Raw genomic sequence first — 15680 nt, forward strand, 5'->3', positions numbered from 1 at the left:
CCTTCGGTCGGCTTGCCACCGGACGGCCTCGCAGGTGAGAGTTGGTTGGCACCATCGGGGAACGAGTTCTGGCCCCACCGGCTGATCCCGGAAGTGTGGTTGGGCGAGTTCTGGCCCACCCGCTCGCCCTGGGCTGACCGGGCTCAGTGCTGGCGGGCTCGGGCGTGCAGGGCGGCCCGCAGGGCCGGCCCGAAGATGCGCCGCACTTCGGCCGAGGGCAGGGCGGCGATGGAACGGATCGGGTTGAGGGACCGGGTGAAGATCAGGCCGCCGATCACGCCGACCGCCGCGGTGGCGCGCTCCGTCGCGTCCGGGCCGCCGAGAAATTCAGCAACACGGACGAGTAGCTCACTTTCCAGGTAGTCGCGGAAAGCGCGCATCGTGTCGTCGTCCTGCAACGCCATGCGGTTTTCGGTGGGCGCGGTGGCGTCCCACAGGCTCGTGACGGAGGTGAGAAGCCGGTCGGCGAGGCCGGCCTGGTCACCCTGCAGGGCTTGGTCGAGGGCGGTGGACTCGACGCACAGCAGGTTCAGCGACTGGCCGAAAAGGCGCTGCTTGGAGCCGAAATGGTAGCTGATGAGCGCCGAGTCGACGCCCGCCTCGGCGGCGACCGCGCGGACCGTCGTGCCCTTGTAGCCGCGCTCCAGGAACAGCTCGCGGGCGGCCTCGGCGATGCGGGCCTTGGTGTCGGGGTTGCCGCGGGGCCGGCCCCGCGTTTTATTCAGCACAGTTGAATATTGTGCTCCTCCCGCGGCACCGTCAAACCACCACCCCCGCAACGAGGAGCGAACACATGCGCACAGTCGTCTTCGGCGCCACCGGCCCAACCGGCCGCCAGCTCAGCGAGCAGGCGGACCACCCGACCGTCACGCGCTACCACGTTGAGGAGAACGTCGCAGACGGGTTGTTCACGGCGCGCGCGGATCTGGCGGCGAGCATGGTGGCGCAGCTGACCGACCGCCGGTTCGTCCGGCGGGCGATGGCGGTGATCACCACCCAGGTCAGGCCGAGCATCGCGGGCCTCATCTGGCGCGAGGCCGTCGCGAAGAAGAAATGACGCCGCCCGCAGCTCGAGGCCCTAACAAAGCGGCGGTGGGGTCGCTGACGGCGCGGGCCGCGGCGTTCCTCGCCGAGCCGCACCAGTGCACGCTGACGACGCTGCGGCCGGACGGCTCGCCGCACGTCACGGCCGTCCGGTTCACCTGGGACCCGGCCACCAACCTGGCCCGGGTACTGACCGTCGCCTCCAGTCGCAAGGCCCGCAACGTAGCGCGCTCCCCAGGCAACCGCGTCGCGGTGTGTCAGGCCGAGGGATTCCGCTGGATCACCCTCGAAGGCACCGCGACCATGTCCAACGACGCGGCGCGGGTCGCCGAGGGTGCGCGCCGCTACCGCAGCCGGTACCTGACCGCGCCGCCCGCCCCACCCGACCGCGTCGTGATCGAGATCGCGGTCGACCGCATCCTCAGCCTCAACCTCTGAAAGGTCATGTCATGCCCACCACTGCTGTTCTCGACTCGACGATGTTCCACCGGGAGCTCGGCACCGGGCGCCCGATCGTCTTCCTGCACGGCAACCCCACCTCCTCATACCTGTGGCGGCACATCATGCCGGCCGTCGGCTCCGGTCGGCGGCTCGCACCGGACCTCATCGGCATGGGCGAGTCCGGCAAGCCCGACGTCGCGTACACCTTCGACGACCACGCGCGATATCTGGACGCCTGGTTCGATGCGCTCGGCCTGGACGAGATCGTGCTGGTCGGCCACGACTGGGGTGGCGCGCTCGCGTTCGACTGGGCCGCGCGGCACCCCGGGCGGGTGCGGGGCCTGGCGTTCATGGAGACGATCGTGAAGCCGATGGCGTGGGAGGAGTTCCCCGAGGGCGGCCGCGACCTGTTCCGGTCGATCAAGACGCCGGGCGTCGGTGAAACCATGATCCTCGAAGACAACCTGTTCCTCACGCAGATGCTGCCGTTCACTGTCGCCAGCGGCCTCGGCGACGACGATCTCAAGGTGTACCTCGAGCCGTACCGGACGCTGGAGAGCCGCCGGCCGTTGCTCCAGTGGCCACGGTCCATGCCGCTCGGCGGTGAGCCCGCCGACGTGGTGGCCCGGGTCGAGCGGTACGACGCCTGGCTGGCTGCGAGCGTCGACGTGCCGAAGCTGCTCCTCGCCTTCCGACCAGGCCCGGGGGCGATGATGGGACCGGAGCTGCTCGACTGGTGCGCGGAGAACGTCGCCGAGCTCGAGATCGAGCAACTTGGCCTCGCCGGGCACCACGCGCCCGAGGACCAGCCGGAGGCGATCGCGGCGGCGGTACGCGGCTGGGCAGACCGGCACGGGCTCCTGTAGCTCACGACCCCTCCGCTCGGTCCACGGGCGGAGGGGTCGCAGGGCCCTGTTCCACCTGCCGGAATCAGATGGATATACCTCTGAGTCATGAATATGCCGCCGAGGTGTGTCGCTCATCGGGAACATGGCAGCAGGGCCCCGGCCCGCGGCCACGCCCGGCCGAGCTTCTCACCCGACGGCGGTGGCCGACGGTGGGGCGCTGCCGCCCCGTGGTGCCTGCGCGGTCATCAGTCGAACGATCTCGGCCTGGTCGGCCGGCGAGGGCAGCCCCCATTCCGGCCGGTAGCCGTACACCTCGTGCAGTGGGGTGGAGCCGGTGCGGCCGTCCAGGATCTCCACGGCGTCGGTGCCGATCAGGCCGGGATGTTCCACGCCGCAGGCCTCGGCGACCTTGGTCAGGTCGCGGCGCAACGTCCGCAGGTAGTTGGCCGCCCGGACCGACTTCGACGTCGGGTCCAGGCCCCGGGTGAGCCACGCGTTCTGGGTGGCGACACCGGTGGGGCAGGTGTCGGTGTGGCACTTCTGCGCCTGGATGCAGCCGATCGACAGCATCGCCTCGCGACCGACGTTGACCAGGTCGCAGCCGAGCGCGAAGGCCACGACGGCGTTGTCCGGCAGGCCGAGCTTGCCGCTGCCGACGAAGACCACCTGCTCGTGCAGGTCGTGTTCGGCGAAGACCTTGTACACCCGGGAGAAGCCCTGCTGGAACGGGAGCGACACGGAGTCGCTGAAGATCAGCGGCGCGGCGCCGGTGCCACCCTCGCCGCCGTCGATCGTCACGAAGTCGATGCCCCGGCCCGTGTCCCGCATCAGGGTGGCCAACTCCTGCCAGAAGCCCAGGTCACCGACCGCCGACTTGATGCCGACCGGTAGGCCCGTCTCGGCGGCCAGCAGTTCCACCCAGTCGAGCAGGCTGTCGCAGTCGGAGAACTCGGCGTGCCGGGACGGGCTGACGCAGTCCTGTCCAGCCGGGATGCCCCGGGTGGCGGCGATCTCGGCGGACACCTTCGCCCCGGGCAGCAGCCCACCGAGGCTCGGCTTGGCGCCCTGGCTCAGCTTGATCTCCAACGCCCTCACCGGTGAGCCGGCGACCAGGTCCTTCAGCCGGTCCAGACTGAACCGACCCTGCTCGTCCCGGCAACCGAAGTACGCCGTCCCGAGCTGGAAGACCAGGTCACCACCGTTGCGGTGGTACGGCGACAGGCCACCCTCGCCGGTGTTCTGCAGGCAGCCGGCGAGCGCGGCCCCCCTGTTCAGCGCGGCGATGGCGTTGCCGGAGAGCGAGCCGAAGCTCATCCCGGAGATGTTGACCACCGACTCCGGCCGGAACGCGCGGGGCCGCCGACGGGCCGCGCCGAGCACCTTCGCGCAGGGCAACCGCACGTCGTGCCCGGCGGTCGGCGTCGACGGCGGCACCGCCCGGCCGAACGTGCGGTGCTTGATGATCGGGTACCCGGGGGTGTGCTCGATGTCGTTGTCCGTGCCGAAGCCGAAGTAGTTGTTCTCCTGCTTGGCCGACGCGTACACCCAGCGGCGCTGGTCGCGGGTGAACGGTCGTTCCTCGTCGTTGCCGGCCACGATGTACTGCCGAAGCTCCGGCCCGATCGCCTCCAACAGGTAACGCGCGCGGCCGAGCACCGGAAAGTTGCGCAGCAGCGCATGGTCGCGCTGGATCAGATCCCGCGCGGCGAGCGCCGCGACGGCGGCGGCGACAGCGGGTACGGTTCGACGGGCCCATCTCATGCCCGGCACTCTTTCCGCCCACGGTGTCGGCCAAACCGGCCCGCGTCCGTTTGCGCTGGTGATACGCCGCGCGGCGGTGCGGGTACGCCCCGCACCGCCGCCGTCGTCCTCGTCGGATCAGCGGTGCTGGTACGACTGACGGACCGACCCGCCGACGAGCGTGCACCACGTGCTCGTGCTGAGCTTGCCGTTGCGGGGCAGGCCGTGCAGCGCCTGCAGGTCCTGCACCGCGGCCCGGGTGGCGTGGTCGTACGCCCCGGTGACGGTGACCGCGTACCCCTTGGTGGCGAGCATCTCCTGCACGGCGGTGACCGGGGCGCCGGTGGCGTGCTGGTCCAACTCCGGTGCCAGCGTCTCCCAGGTCGGCGGGGTGAGGGTGGCGTCCACATCGACCGGAATGCCGTTGCGCGCCTGCCAGTCCTGCACGGCGGTCACGGTCGCGGCGTCGAACGTGCCGCTGACCGTCACCGCGTAGCCCCGGTAGGCGAGCAGGTGCTGCACCACCCGGACCGAGGGGGAGTTGACGAAGCGCCACAGGTCCGGCCAACGGCGTGCCGGCACGTCGCCCAGCTTGGTGCCGAGGGCCGCGTGGACCCGCCGCCGCAGGTCCGGGAACTGCCGGTAGAAGGCGGCGCCCGGGCACTCGGTCGTGCGGAAGTCCCAGTGTCCGAAGATATCGTGCGCGTGCAGCCCGTACTGGCGGCAGATGGTGACGCAGAGCTTGACCAGCGAGTCGGTCAGCGCCTTGGGCGGCGTCTCGGTGACGTAGGTGCCCTCGTTCTCGATGCCGATGGCCCGGCCGTTCTCACCCGGGCAGTGCGCCGAGACCATTTGCCGGTCGCCGGCTTCGAGTCGTTCGAGGCTGCCCCGGCGGCCCTCCAGCACGTAGCCGCCCCGACTCACCGTGAAGTGCTGACCGGTGTCCGACCAGCCGTTGCCGTCGATGTGCAGGTCCTGGCAGTCGTGGGCCAGCTTGACGGCCTGCTCGCGGGAGTAGTCGGTGACGTTCGGGAACGCCATGTGGTGCACGATGATCTTGTTGGTGGCGGTGGTGCTGACCGACAGCGGGTCCTTCGGTGGGCGGGCGGCCCACTCGTCACAGCTGATGATCCAGTCCAGGTCGGTGCCCGGGGCGGCGTGGGCCGCGCCCGGGAAGGCGAGCTGGCCCCCGACGACGGCGACCGTGGCGGCGCCGAGACCGGCCCGCAGCAGCGTCCGGCGATCCACTTCGGAATGATCGACGTGCATTGACATCTCCTCCTGCGGCCGACGGCGGGGATGAAAAGTAGCTCCAGTGGCCGCACGTGCTCCGGAGGATATTGCCAAAACTCGACCGCGCGCTAGAGGGCCCGGCGCGCGAATTGATCATTCGGGCCGTGCGCGGCCGGCGTTTCCGCGCGCCGGGTCGGGGGTAGGTCCGGGAACGACCATCCCGGCTGCCCCGCGTAAAGGAATGACCACATGAGTGACAACGTCAGCGACGCGGTGGGCGACGCCCTCCGCTCGGTGATGCTCTTCGTGCCCAAGGCCGTCGCCTTCCTGGCGATCCTGGTGGCCGGATGGCTGATCGCCAAGGCCGTGTTGAAGATCGTGGAGAAGGTCCTGGAGCGGGTGGGCTTCGACCGCGCCGTCGAACGCGGCGGCGTCCGCCGGGCGTTGAGTCGCTCGCGGTACGACGCCAGCGACATCGTCGCGAAGCTCGTCTACTACGCCGTGCTGCTGTTCACCCTCCAACTCGCCTTCGGCATCTGGGGACCCAACCCGATCTCCGACCTGCTCGCCGCGGTGATCTCGTGGCTGCCCCGCGCCTTCGTCGCGATCGTCATCGTCGTGGTCGCCGCCGCCATCGCCAACGCGGTCAAGGACATCATCAGCGGTGCGCTCGGCGGCCTGTCGTACGGCCGGGTGCTGGCCAACATCGCCTCGGTGTTCATCCTCGGCCTCGGCATCATCGCGGCGCTCAACCAGATCGGCGTGGCCACCGCGGTCACCACTCCCGTGCTGGTCGCCGTGCTGGCCACCGTCGGCGGGATCCTCGTCGTCGGGGTCGGCGGTGGCCTGATCCGCCCGATGCAGAGCCGATGGGAGGGGTGGCTGACCCGCGCCGAGCAGGAGTCACAGGTGGTCGCCTCGCACGCCCGCGCCTACCGGGACGGCCGCCGCGACGCCGAGGCCGAGCAGGCCCGACTCTCGCGGGTCACCACCGGACCGGCCGCTGAGTCGACCCGGCCGTCGACCGTCGCCACCGATCCCGAGGCCACCCAGGTCGTGACCCGCCCTGCCGACCCGGAGGCCACCAAGGTGGTGACCCGGCCGGTCGACGCGGAGGCCACCCAGGTGGTGACCCGCCCTGCCGACCCGGAGGCCACCCAGGTCGTGACCCGGCCGGTCGGCCACGACGCCGACACGACTCAGGTGGTCGGCCGGGGCGGCGACGCCGACACGACTCAGGTGGTGAGCGCCGGCGGCGCGGTGCCGGGCCAGCGCACCAGCGACGACAGCGAGGCCACCACCGTCATCCCGCCGTTCGACCCGAACCGGCGCTGACCCGCTGCGCCATCAGTGGGGTGGGGTCCCTTCCGGGGGTCCCACCCCGTTCGCGCGCTGTCCGGCAGGTCGAAAACGCTGGCCGGCGCCAACGCCGCGCGTCTAGCATCGCGGCATGACCTGGCGACATTGATCCCGCAGCGTAGACCGATCCCGTGGGCCACCACGGGCACCGCACGACCGGTGTCCGTCTCCACTCCCACGGGAAGGCCTCATGACTCACCTCGCCTCGCGCGTGCCCGACCCGGCGGTCCGCCGGCTGACGGCCACCCTCTACGGGTACGCGTTCCTCAGTGACCTCGTCCTGCTCTACCCGCTGTACGTGGTGTTCTTCGCCGACACCGGGCTGTCGGTGGGGCAGATCTCGTCGCTCTTCGTCGTCTGGTCGGCCGCCGGCATCCTGTTCGAGGTGCCGTCCGGCGCGTGGGCCGACGTGGTGTCCCGCCGCCTGCTGCTCTGCCTCGCTCCGCTGGTGACCGCTGCCGCTTTCGCGCTGTGGGTGCTGGTGCCGTCGTACCCGGCGTTCGCCGTTGGTTTCCTGCTCTGGGGCGCCGCCGGCGCGTTGGTCTCCGGCGCGCTGGAGGCGCTGGTCTGGACCGAGCTGGACCGGCTCGGCGCGGTCGGGCGCTACGCCCGGGTGCTCGGCCGTGCGCGCACGGCGGGTGTGCTGGGCGTGGTGTGCTCCGGGGTGCTCGCCGGCCCGGTGTTCGCCGTCGGCGGGTACCCGCTGGTCGGCGCGGCCAGCGTGCTCGCCTGCCTGCTCGCCACAGTGGTCGCCGCCCGGTTTCCGGAGCACCGCCCATCGGCCGCCGACGTGCCCGGGGAACGCCCGCCCGGGACCGCCGCACCCGCCGACCCGGACGACGACGGCGACCTGGGCTGGTGGGACACGCTGCGGGCCGGGGTGGCGCAGGTTCGCACCCGCCCGCCGGTACGGGCCGCCGTGCTGCTGGTCGCCGTCGTGGCCGCCGACTGGGGTGCTCTGGACGAGTTCACCCCGCTGTTGGCCCTGGACGTCGGCGTCGGCGCGCAGGCTGTGCCGCTGCTGCTCCTGCTGCTCTGGGCCGGGGTGACCGTCGGCGGGCTGCTCGCCCCGGCGGGGGAGCGGCTGAGCCAGCGGGGCTACGCCGCTCTGCTGGGCCTGGTCGGCGTCGCGCTGGCCGGGGGCGCGCTCCTTGCGCACCCGGCCGGGTTCGTGTTGCTCGCCGTGGCGTTCGGGGCCGCGCAACTGGCCACCGTGCTGGCCGACGCCCGGCTCCAGGCCCGGATCACCGGCAGCAGCCGGGCCACCGTCACCTCGATGGCGGGGATGGCCACCGACGCGCTGATCATCGGGACGTACGCCTTCTATGGCCTGCTCGCCACGGCGGCCGGCAACGCGGTGGCGTTCGCGGTGACGGCCGGGCCGTACCTCGTCGTGGGGCTGGTGGTGCTGACCCGCCGCCGGCGCACCGCGGCGGCGCCCACCGGTGTCGCCGCGGTTGCCGCGAACGCCCCCGACTGACCAGGGCCCCGGCGGCGGCCGGTGTGGCCGCCGCCGGGAGCGCGCTCAGGAGGACAGGTGCAGGAACGACCACTGGTGGCCGTCGAGGTCCCGGAAGCCGCGCATGTACAACGGCCCGTTGGCCGTTCCCGGCCCGAGCGACTCCCCACCGGCGACCGCCGCCCGGTCGACCAGCTCGTCGACCTGTTCCCGGCTCTGCGCCGACAGCCCCACGATGACCTCCCGGCTGGTGGCGGTGTCCGGGGTGGCGGCCCCGGTCAGCTTCTCGTGCAGGACGTTGACCCGGGCCTTCGACTCGCCGACCGCGTCGAAGCCGACGACGATCCGTCAGGGCTGGTCGCCGTCGAGGTAGACCCATCGGCCGTCCTCGCGAACGAACCGGCTGTGTTCGGTCAACGCGCCGGGCCGGCCCGCGTCCCGGTAGTGAGCGTGGAACGTCACCGTGCCGGCGGTGTCGAGCAGGCCACCCCGCTCGGTGTCGATGATCTCCAGTCGGGTCCACCGCTGCCCGGGGTCCAGTTCGAGGAGGGCGGGCCGGGTCGAGGAGTGCCAGCTGCGCAGCAGGTAACCGGTGTTGCCGAGGGCGAAGGCGCTGAACCGGGAACGCATCAACGCCTCCGCCGTCGGTGCCGCCGCGTCGCCGTCGTGCAGCGGGGCGCAGCAGTCCGCGTACGCCCGGCCGGAGCCGCACGGGCAGGCCCGTCCCGTCGTCGTGTCCGCCCGTCGGCGTGCCGCACCCTTACCCACCCCGCCATCCTGCCGCACCACCGGCCAGCCCTGGACGCCGACCGTCGGGTTGACGCTCCTCCCAGGCGCACGAGATGACGCGCTCGCCCGTCCGTAGGGGTTCAGTCGCAGCCCAGGGTTTGTGTCGTGCGAGGCCAGGCCTCTACTCGCTGGGGATCCGGGTAGACCACGTACGCGAGGTCGTCGGAGTTGCTCGGCGCCAACCACAGTTGCTGCCCGTCCGGCCCGGTGTAGTCGGTGGTGCGGGCGTCGGCCGGCAAGTCGGCGCGCGGGACGTAGGTGGCGCGTACCTCCGCGCCGAGCCGTCCGGTGGGATCCCTGACGTACTGCCGGTTCGCCGCCGCACCGGTCTGCCCGGGCAACGGCCACTCGACGTGCAGAAAGGTCACGTCCTGCCACCCGCAGTGCTCGGCACCCGCGTACGACTCGACGGCCTTGTCCTGGCGGGCGGCGTTACTCCAGTACGTGACGTCGGCGTCGCCTGGACCGCAGGCTGCGACGACGAGAGCGCCGCCGATCAGCGCGCAGAGCAGGGGCCACCTGGATCTGTTGGCGGACACGTGACCCCCTGCGGGCGTTGCCGGCGCCGACAGTGTATCCATGAATAGACTCTTGGCAATTTCCTCTGATGGAACATCTGATGTCCGTCGCGCCTCGACGGGCTCCCGGCCACCGTGCGGGCAGCACAGTGACGCTCCGGCTGACCTGCCGTGGTCGTCGCGGACGTGCAGCTATAGCCAGCCGGAGCGGCGGAACAGGCGGTGCAGGACCAGGGCGGTTGCGGCCATCAGGGTGAGGGCAAAGGCGTAGCCGTAGCGCCAGGCCAGCCCGGGCAGGTTGTCGAAGTTCATGCCGTAGATGCCGGCGATGCCGGTCTGGGTGGCCGCGATGGCGGCCCACGCGGCGATCTTGCGCATGTCGTTGTTCTGTTCCACGGCGAGCTGGGCGAGTCGCGACTGGACGATCGAGGTGAGCAGGTCGTCGTACGCGGCCACCCGGTCGACCGCCCGGCTCAGCCGGCCGTCCACGTCGACGAACCAGCGGTGCAGGGTGCGGGGCGGGCCGTCCGGGTCGAGCAGCGTACGCATGGGTGCCTGCAGCGGCAGGACCGCCCGTTTGAACTCCACCACCTCCCGCTTGAGCTGGTAGATGTGCTGGATGTCGGCCCTCCGGTCGCGGGCGAACACGGCCTCCTCGACCCGTTCCAGGTCCCGCTCCACGTGCCCGGCCACCTCCAGGTAGGAGTCGACCATCCGGTTGCAGACCGCGTACGCCACCGCCCACGGTCCGGCGGCCAGCAGCGTGGGGCGGCGCTCGATGTCGGCGCGGACGCTGCGCAGCGCCCCGGCGGCGCCGTGTCGCACGGTGATGGCGAACCGGTCACCGATCAGCACCATCACGTCCCCGGTGTCGATGACCTCGGAGGTGTCGGTCAGCTCCTCGTGCTCCACGTACCCGGCGGTGCGCAGCACCAGCAGCGTGACCGGCCCGTGGCGCTGCACGGTGGGCCGGTGCCCGTCGGCGAGCGCCTGTTCGACGGTCAACTCGTCCAGGCCGAAGGTCCGGCCCACCGCGGCGAGCACGGCCGGGCCGGGGTCGTGCAACCCCAGCCACACGAACGCGTCGCGGACGTGCCGCGCGCGGGCGTACGCGTCGGCGTAGTGCCGCTGGCCGGGCTCGCGCCTGCCGTTGACGTAGACGGCGCAGTCGACGACGGCGTCCGGGTTGGACCGGCGCGGGGTGGGGGAGTCTCCCTCGACCCGGCCGAGCAGTCGACGGGCCAGTGCGCGTACGCCTCCACCGGTCCGGTCCCGTACCGGTCGCTGATCCACCGCGTGCCTCCCCGTCGCCGCCGCACCGCCCCGGTCGCGGTGCCCGCGGGGACGGTGTCACCGCATTCTGCCGAGCAGGGTCCGGCTCCCGACAGGCGGGCGGGCCACTCAGGCGGTGCGGGTGGCGAAGACGATGACGTTGTCGACGTAGTTGCCGGTCGCGGCGTCGAACCGGCCACCACAGGTGATCAGACGCAGTCCGGCGGCGTCCGCCGGGCCGTAGACCAGCGCGGTGGGAAAGCGGTCCTTTGGGTACGCGCGGACGTCATCCACGGTGAACGTGGTGACCTGCGCGTCGGCGCGGGTGATCCGAATCTGCTCGCCGGCGCGCAGCCGACCGAGGTCGAAGAAGACCGCCGGGCCGGCGGGGGAGTCGACGTGTCCCACCAGGACCGCGTTGCCGGTCTCGCCGGGGCTGACCCCGTGCCGGTACCAGCCGGCGAGGGTGGGCCGATCCAGTGGTGGCACCTCCAGCACCCCGGCCGCGTCCGCGCCGACCGGGATGACCTCCGCGCGTACGCCGATGGTCGGGATCTGCACCCGGACCGGCGCGGCGCGCGTCAGCGGTGCCAGGTCCGGTGCGGGGTGGGTGCGCCGCGGCGCGTCGGCCGGCGGTCGTGGAGGCTGTGCCGGGTCGGCGGTGAGGCCGACGGTGATCAGGCCGAGCCCGGTCACGCCGAGCAGGGCGACCACGGCCGGTAGGGTCCGCCGCCACCACACGTGGGCACCTCCGCACGGGATCGTCGGGGTACCCGCGCCGGTGTCACCGGCGCGGGCACCCGTCCTCAGGGATGGAACAGTCGCCGATCAGGCGACAGTGGACACCGGACGTCGCCGGCGGATCAGGATCACCGCGCCGGCGAGGGCGGTGCCGAGCAGCGTGCCGCCGGCGGCCAGGGCGCCGTTGTCGCGACTGTCGCCGCCGGAGCCGGCCGGTGCGGCGCCGATCGGGGTGACGGTGAACGATGCGCTGCCGGCCGAACTGCCGTCGCCGCAGGTCGCCGCCACCGTGTACGTACCCAGGGTGAACCCGGCGGTGAAGAGTTCGGCGCTCAGTCCGCCGCCGGCGGCGGCCGTGGTGGATCGGACGTTCTCGTCGCGGTTGGGGCCGGTGACCCGGAAGATGGCGTCACCCGACTTCGGGTTGCAGGTCGTCGCGGTGAGCACGACGGTCCCACCGACCGGGGTGGTGGCTGGTGACACGGTGGTGTCGGCCAGTGCGGCGCCTGGCAGCAGGAGCGTGCCGAGGCCCACGCCGAGCGCCGCCGAGCAGAGTGCTGTTGAGACCTTCATACGCGTCTTCCCTCACTTTTCGTCCGCTGACTGCGTGGGACGTCGTTCGGGTGGCCAACTCCGTGACTAGCACCGGTGTGCCCAACACTAGGTGGGTTGGGTCCCCGATCAGGTGAAAATGAGAAATCCTCGTTGCCGTCACGTGTCCACCCGAAGGCGGGGAGAGCTGCGGAAAGGCCCGGACGACCCGACCGGCACCGGTGCTCCGATCGATGTCCCTCCGGTCGGGCTGTCGCCGCTGGCCCAATGGCGAGGTATTGCCGACGACGGCGGAAATGCACCACCTGGCCAGTGTGATTTCGCCGTCGCGCCCTATCCAAGATCCGCACAAGAACATGGATGTAGGTGCCTCGCGCGCTCTGGAGGCCCCTACATCCCTGAAGTTGCGCGGATCTTGGACCGCTCGCCATCCTTGCCGGCGGGGGAGGTGCGGCCGGGGGCGACGCTGGTAGGTTCGCTCGCCGTGACACCGAACGTGGGCGCTGGTCTGGGACCGGCGTTCGGCCGACTCTGGGCGGCGACCACCCTCTCCGCCCTGGGCAGCGGTCTGGCCACCGTCGCCGCGCCGCTCTTCGTCGCGTCGCGTACCGATGATCCGCTCGTGGTCGCCGGGGCGTCCGCCGTGGCCTGGCTGCCGTGGTTGCTGTTCGCCCTGCCCGGCGGGGTGCTGGTGGACCGGATGGACCGCCGCCGCCTGATGATCGTCATCGACCTGGTCCGGGTGGTCGCACTCGCCGTCCTGGCCACGGCGATCCTCAGCGGCCAAGGCGGGGTGGCGCTGCTGTTCGCAGTGCTGTTCCTGGTCAACACCGGTGAGATCGTGTTCCGCGCGGCGAGCCAGGCCATGGTGCCGGTCGTGGTGCCACGGCACCGCCTGGAGCGTGCCAACGGCTGGCTCAGCGGCGGCGCCACCCTCATGCACAGCATGCTCGCCGGTCCGCTCGGCGGCTTCCTGTTCGCGCTCTCGGCGGGCAGCCCGTTCCTGGTCAACGCCGTCACGTACGCCCTCAGCGCCGTGCTGGTGGCACTGATCGGCGGGGACTTCCGGGCCGCTGCCGACGACGACACGCACGCACGCCGTCCCCGTTCGATGGGCGGCGAGATGGTCGAAGGACTGCGGTGGCTGGCCAACCAGCCTCTGCTGCGCACGATGGCCGTGCTGATCGGTCTGCTCAACGTGACCCTCACCGCCGCGCTCGCGGTGCTGGTGCTGCTCGCCGGCGAGCGGCTGGGACTCGGGTCCGTCGGCTACGGCCTGCTCTTCACCTGCATGGCCACCGGTGGGGTGCTCGGCGCCCTCCTCGGCGACCGGATCATCGCCCGGATCAGCGCCACCTGGACGATCCGGATCGGTCTGCTCGTCGAGGCGGGGCTGCACCTGGCGTTGGCCGCATCCCGCAGCACCATCGTGGTCGGGTTCGCGCTGTTCGCCTTCAGCGTGCACGGCGGGCTGTGGAACATCGTGTCGAACTCACTGCGCCAACGACTCACCCCACCGTACCTGCAGGGCCGGGTGGCCAGCACCAACCTCTTCGTGGCGGCCGGCGGCAACTGCGTGGGCGCACTACTGGGCGGGCTGCTCGCCGCCCGATTCGGCATTACCGCCCCGTACTGGGTCGGGTTGGTGGTGGCGATCGGCGTCTCGGCCGCCACCTGGCGGGTCTTCAACCGCGCCGCGGTCGCGCGCGCCTACGCCGACCCGAGCCCGGTCGAGTCGCCCGCCCCGGTGGCCTGAGCGCCCGTTGCGGCCCGTCCGGTGCTGGCGCGCGACGGTGTGGCAGCGTGGGGCGGTGACCGATTCCGCGCCGCTCGACGTCGACCTCGCGCTGCTCGGCGGCGGCGGCGCGGCGTCGTTGCTGCTCGCCGCACTGGACCGGCACGGCGTCCGCGACCTGCGCATCGCCGTCGTCGACCCGGTGCGCCGGCGCGGTCAGGACCGCACCTGGGCGTTCTGGGGCCACCCGGACGACGACCTGGACCCGCTGCTCAGCGCGAGCTGGCAGCAGGTCGAGGTGGCCACGGCGGCGCGGCGCCGGGTCCTTGACCTGACCCCGCTGCGGTACGCCATGCTCCGCTCCGGCCCGGTCTACGACCGGGCGGCCGTCGCCGAGCGCCGGCTGGACGTCACCCGGATCGTCGCTCCCGCCGACACGCTGACCGACGACGGCACCCGGGTGGTTATACGCGTCGGCGACGGGCAGACCGTACGGGCCGGTTGGGTGCTCGACTCCCGCCCCCGCCCACCGGCGCGGGCAGGGCGGACGACCTGGCTGCAGCACTTCCGCGGTTGGTGGCTGGAGGCCGACCGGCCCACGTTCGACGCGGCACGTGCCGTGCTGATGGACTTCCGCACCCCGCAACCGCCCCGGGGCGTCTCCTTCGGGTACGTGCTGCCGGTGAGCGACCGTGACGCGCTTGTCGAGTACACCGAGTTCTCGCCGGTCCTGCTCACCGATGCCGGGTACGACTCCGCGCTGGCCGGCTACCGGGACCTGCTCGGGCTCGACCCAGCCCGGCTGCGCGTACGCGAGGTGGAGAACGGCGTGATTCCGATGACCGACGCGCCGTTTCCGGCCCGGCCCTCGCCCCGCGTGGTCCGGCTCGGCACGGCCGGTGGCGCGACCCGCCCGTCCACCGGCTTCACCTTCTCCGCCATGTACCGCCAGGCCGACCAGGTGGCCCGCGCCCTCGCGGCGGGCCGACCGCCGGTGCCCGCGGCGGCGTACCCGCGCCGGCACCGCTGGATGGACGCGGTGGCGCTGCGGGCACTGGACCGGGGCGGCGTGGGCGGTCCCGAGTTCTTCGACCGGCTCTTCGACCGCAACCCGGCCGAGCGGGTGCTGCGCTTCCTCGACGGCGTCACCACCCCGGCCGAGGAGGTCGCGATCATGAACTCGACCCGGTTGCTGCCGATGATCGCCGCCACCGCCGGCGACGCGGCGCACCGCGTCCGCGACCGGCTGCGCCCGACCCGCCCGGCGTCGGCCGTTCCGCCCGCGGTGGTGGGCGACCCGCTGGGCTCGGAGCCCGGCGCGGGTGGAGCACCCGTCTGACCTGACCGGCGTCGTCTCCTGCGCCGCCTGTAGAGCTGCCCCGGGAGTGGGGCACCGTGTGCGGTGCCGACGCCTCGGCGCGGCGGCCCCCCGAGCACGGAGGGTGGCGGCACCGACCGGTAGGTTGCCGGGCATGGTGGACGCGGCAGCCGGCAGGGGCGTGCAGATCTGGACCGACGGGGCGTGCAGTGGCAACCCCGGGCCGGGTGGCTGGGGTGCGCTGCTGCGCTACGGCGACCACGAGCGGGAGTTGTGCGGTGGCGAGGCAACGCCGACCACCAACAACCGGATGGAGTTGATGGCGGCCATCCAGGCGTTGGAGAGCCTGAACCGGCCGGTCACCGTGGAGTTGCACACCGACAGCACGTACGTGCGCAACGGCATCACCAGTTGGCTGGCGTCGTGGAAGCGCAACGGCTGGCTGACGGCCGCGAAGCAGCCGGTGAAGAACGCCGACCTGTGGCAGCGGCTGGAGGCGGCCTGCGAGCGCCACCAGGTCACCTGGCTGTGGGTCAAGGGGCACAACGGGCACCCGGAGAACGAGCGGGCCGACGGGCTGGCCAACAAGGGCATGACCGAGGCGCGTTCGGCCGTACCGGCCCGCCGCTGA

At 72.2% G+C, this 15680-nt stretch carries 17 protein-coding genes; 8 read left to right on the forward strand and 9 right to left on the reverse strand.

Translation table 11 applies throughout. The features are described from left to right. Positions 1-143 precede the first annotated feature (143 nt). On the reverse strand, positions 144-728 hold the full coding sequence (locus tag C7C45_RS20550) for a TetR/AcrR family transcriptional regulator (RefSeq protein WP_110565309.1): 585 nt from the start codon (positions 726-728) through the stop codon (positions 144-146). A 65-nt stretch (positions 729-793) separates the two neighbouring features. On the opposite strand from C7C45_RS20550, the gene C7C45_RS20555 reads away from it, so the two are divergent. From C7C45_RS20555 to C7C45_RS20565, 3 genes are read left to right on the forward strand one after another with little or no spacing between them, the layout of a single operon-like run. Then, positions 794-1057: a hypothetical protein gene (locus C7C45_RS20555; RefSeq protein ID WP_208641234.1), complete on the forward strand. Its 264-nt coding sequence runs from the start codon at positions 794-796 to the stop codon at positions 1055-1057. A 35-nt stretch (positions 1058-1092) separates the two neighbouring features. Next, a complete protein-coding gene (locus tag C7C45_RS20560; RefSeq protein ID WP_244200475.1) occupies positions 1093-1482 on the forward strand; it encodes a pyridoxamine 5'-phosphate oxidase family protein in 390 nt (129 codons plus the stop codon). 11 nt (positions 1483-1493) lie between these two features. After that, the gene (locus C7C45_RS20565; protein WP_110565311.1) at positions 1494-2351 is read left to right on the forward strand and encodes a haloalkane dehalogenase; all 858 of its coding nucleotides are present in this window, start codon (positions 1494-1496) and stop codon (positions 2349-2351) included. Positions 2352-2519: 168 nt separating this feature from the next. Here C7C45_RS20565 and C7C45_RS20570 read toward each other — a convergent pair whose 3' ends face one another. Both C7C45_RS20570 and C7C45_RS20575 read right to left on the reverse strand, forming a co-directional pair. Continuing rightward, positions 2520-4094 carry an FMN-binding glutamate synthase family protein gene (locus tag C7C45_RS20570; RefSeq protein WP_110565312.1) on the reverse strand — a complete coding sequence of 525 codons (1575 nt, stop codon included), beginning with the start codon at positions 4092-4094 and terminating at the stop codon, positions 2520-2522. A 117-nt stretch (positions 4095-4211) separates the two neighbouring features. Then, positions 4212-5342 (reverse strand): peptidoglycan recognition protein family protein, encoded by a 1131-nt coding sequence (locus C7C45_RS20575; RefSeq protein WP_110565313.1) that lies wholly within the window; start codon positions 5340-5342, stop codon positions 4212-4214. 213 nt (positions 5343-5555) lie between these two features. Between C7C45_RS20575 and C7C45_RS20580 the strand changes: the two genes are divergently transcribed. Then, positions 5556-6641 carry a mechanosensitive ion channel family protein gene (locus C7C45_RS20580; protein ID WP_110565314.1) on the forward strand — a complete coding sequence of 362 codons (1086 nt, stop codon included), beginning with the start codon at positions 5556-5558 and terminating at the stop codon, positions 6639-6641. A 214-nt stretch (positions 6642-6855) separates the two neighbouring features. After that, complete coding sequence (locus tag C7C45_RS20585) at positions 6856-8145, forward strand: MFS transporter (protein WP_110565315.1); 1290 nt, start codon at positions 6856-6858, stop codon at positions 8143-8145. A 45-nt stretch (positions 8146-8190) separates the two neighbouring features. Here C7C45_RS20585 and C7C45_RS34160 read toward each other — a convergent pair whose 3' ends face one another. From C7C45_RS34160 to C7C45_RS20610, 6 genes are all read right to left on the reverse strand, one after another. Then, positions 8191-8358: a VOC family protein gene (locus C7C45_RS34160; protein WP_167454763.1), complete on the reverse strand. Its 168-nt coding sequence runs from the start codon at positions 8356-8358 to the stop codon at positions 8191-8193. 114 nt (positions 8359-8472) lie between these two features. After that, a complete protein-coding gene (locus C7C45_RS20590; RefSeq protein WP_110565356.1) occupies positions 8473-8892 on the reverse strand; it encodes a YchJ family protein in 420 nt (139 codons plus the stop codon). A gap of 101 nt (positions 8893-8993) precedes the next feature. Continuing rightward, complete coding sequence (locus C7C45_RS20595) at positions 8994-9452, reverse strand: hypothetical protein (RefSeq protein ID WP_110565316.1); 459 nt, start codon at positions 9450-9452, stop codon at positions 8994-8996. Positions 9453-9623: 171 nt separating this feature from the next. Continuing rightward, positions 9624-10724 (reverse strand): magnesium and cobalt transport protein CorA, encoded by a 1101-nt coding sequence (locus C7C45_RS20600; RefSeq protein ID WP_110565317.1) that lies wholly within the window; start codon positions 10722-10724, stop codon positions 9624-9626. Between the two features lie 108 nt (positions 10725-10832). Beyond that, positions 10833-11417: a class F sortase gene (locus C7C45_RS20605; protein ID WP_244200476.1), complete on the reverse strand. Its 585-nt coding sequence runs from the start codon at positions 11415-11417 to the stop codon at positions 10833-10835. A gap of 114 nt (positions 11418-11531) precedes the next feature. Continuing rightward, positions 11532-12017, reverse strand: coding sequence for a hypothetical protein (locus tag C7C45_RS20610; protein ID WP_110565319.1), 486 nt, complete (start codon positions 12015-12017; stop codon positions 11532-11534). Between the two features lie 463 nt (positions 12018-12480). Between C7C45_RS20610 and C7C45_RS20615 the strand changes: the two genes are divergently transcribed. From C7C45_RS20615 to rnhA, 3 genes are all read left to right on the forward strand, one after another. After that, positions 12481-13752 carry an MFS transporter gene (locus C7C45_RS20615; protein ID WP_244200477.1) on the forward strand — a complete coding sequence of 424 codons (1272 nt, stop codon included), beginning with the start codon at positions 12481-12483 and terminating at the stop codon, positions 13750-13752. Positions 13753-13789: 37 nt separating this feature from the next. Next, positions 13790-15070, forward strand: a complete 1281-nt coding sequence (locus C7C45_RS20620; protein WP_425271151.1) for a lycopene cyclase family protein — start codon at positions 13790-13792, stop codon at positions 15068-15070. Between the two features lie 133 nt (positions 15071-15203). Then, entirely contained in the window at positions 15204-15680 is a 477-nt protein-coding gene (gene rnhA, locus C7C45_RS20625; protein WP_110565321.1) for a ribonuclease HI, read from the forward strand.

The sequence above is a fragment of the Micromonospora arborensis genome (assembly GCF_003205615.1).
In the GTDB taxonomy this organism is placed as follows: Bacteria; Actinomycetota; Actinomycetes; order Mycobacteriales; family Micromonosporaceae; genus Micromonospora; species Micromonospora arborensis.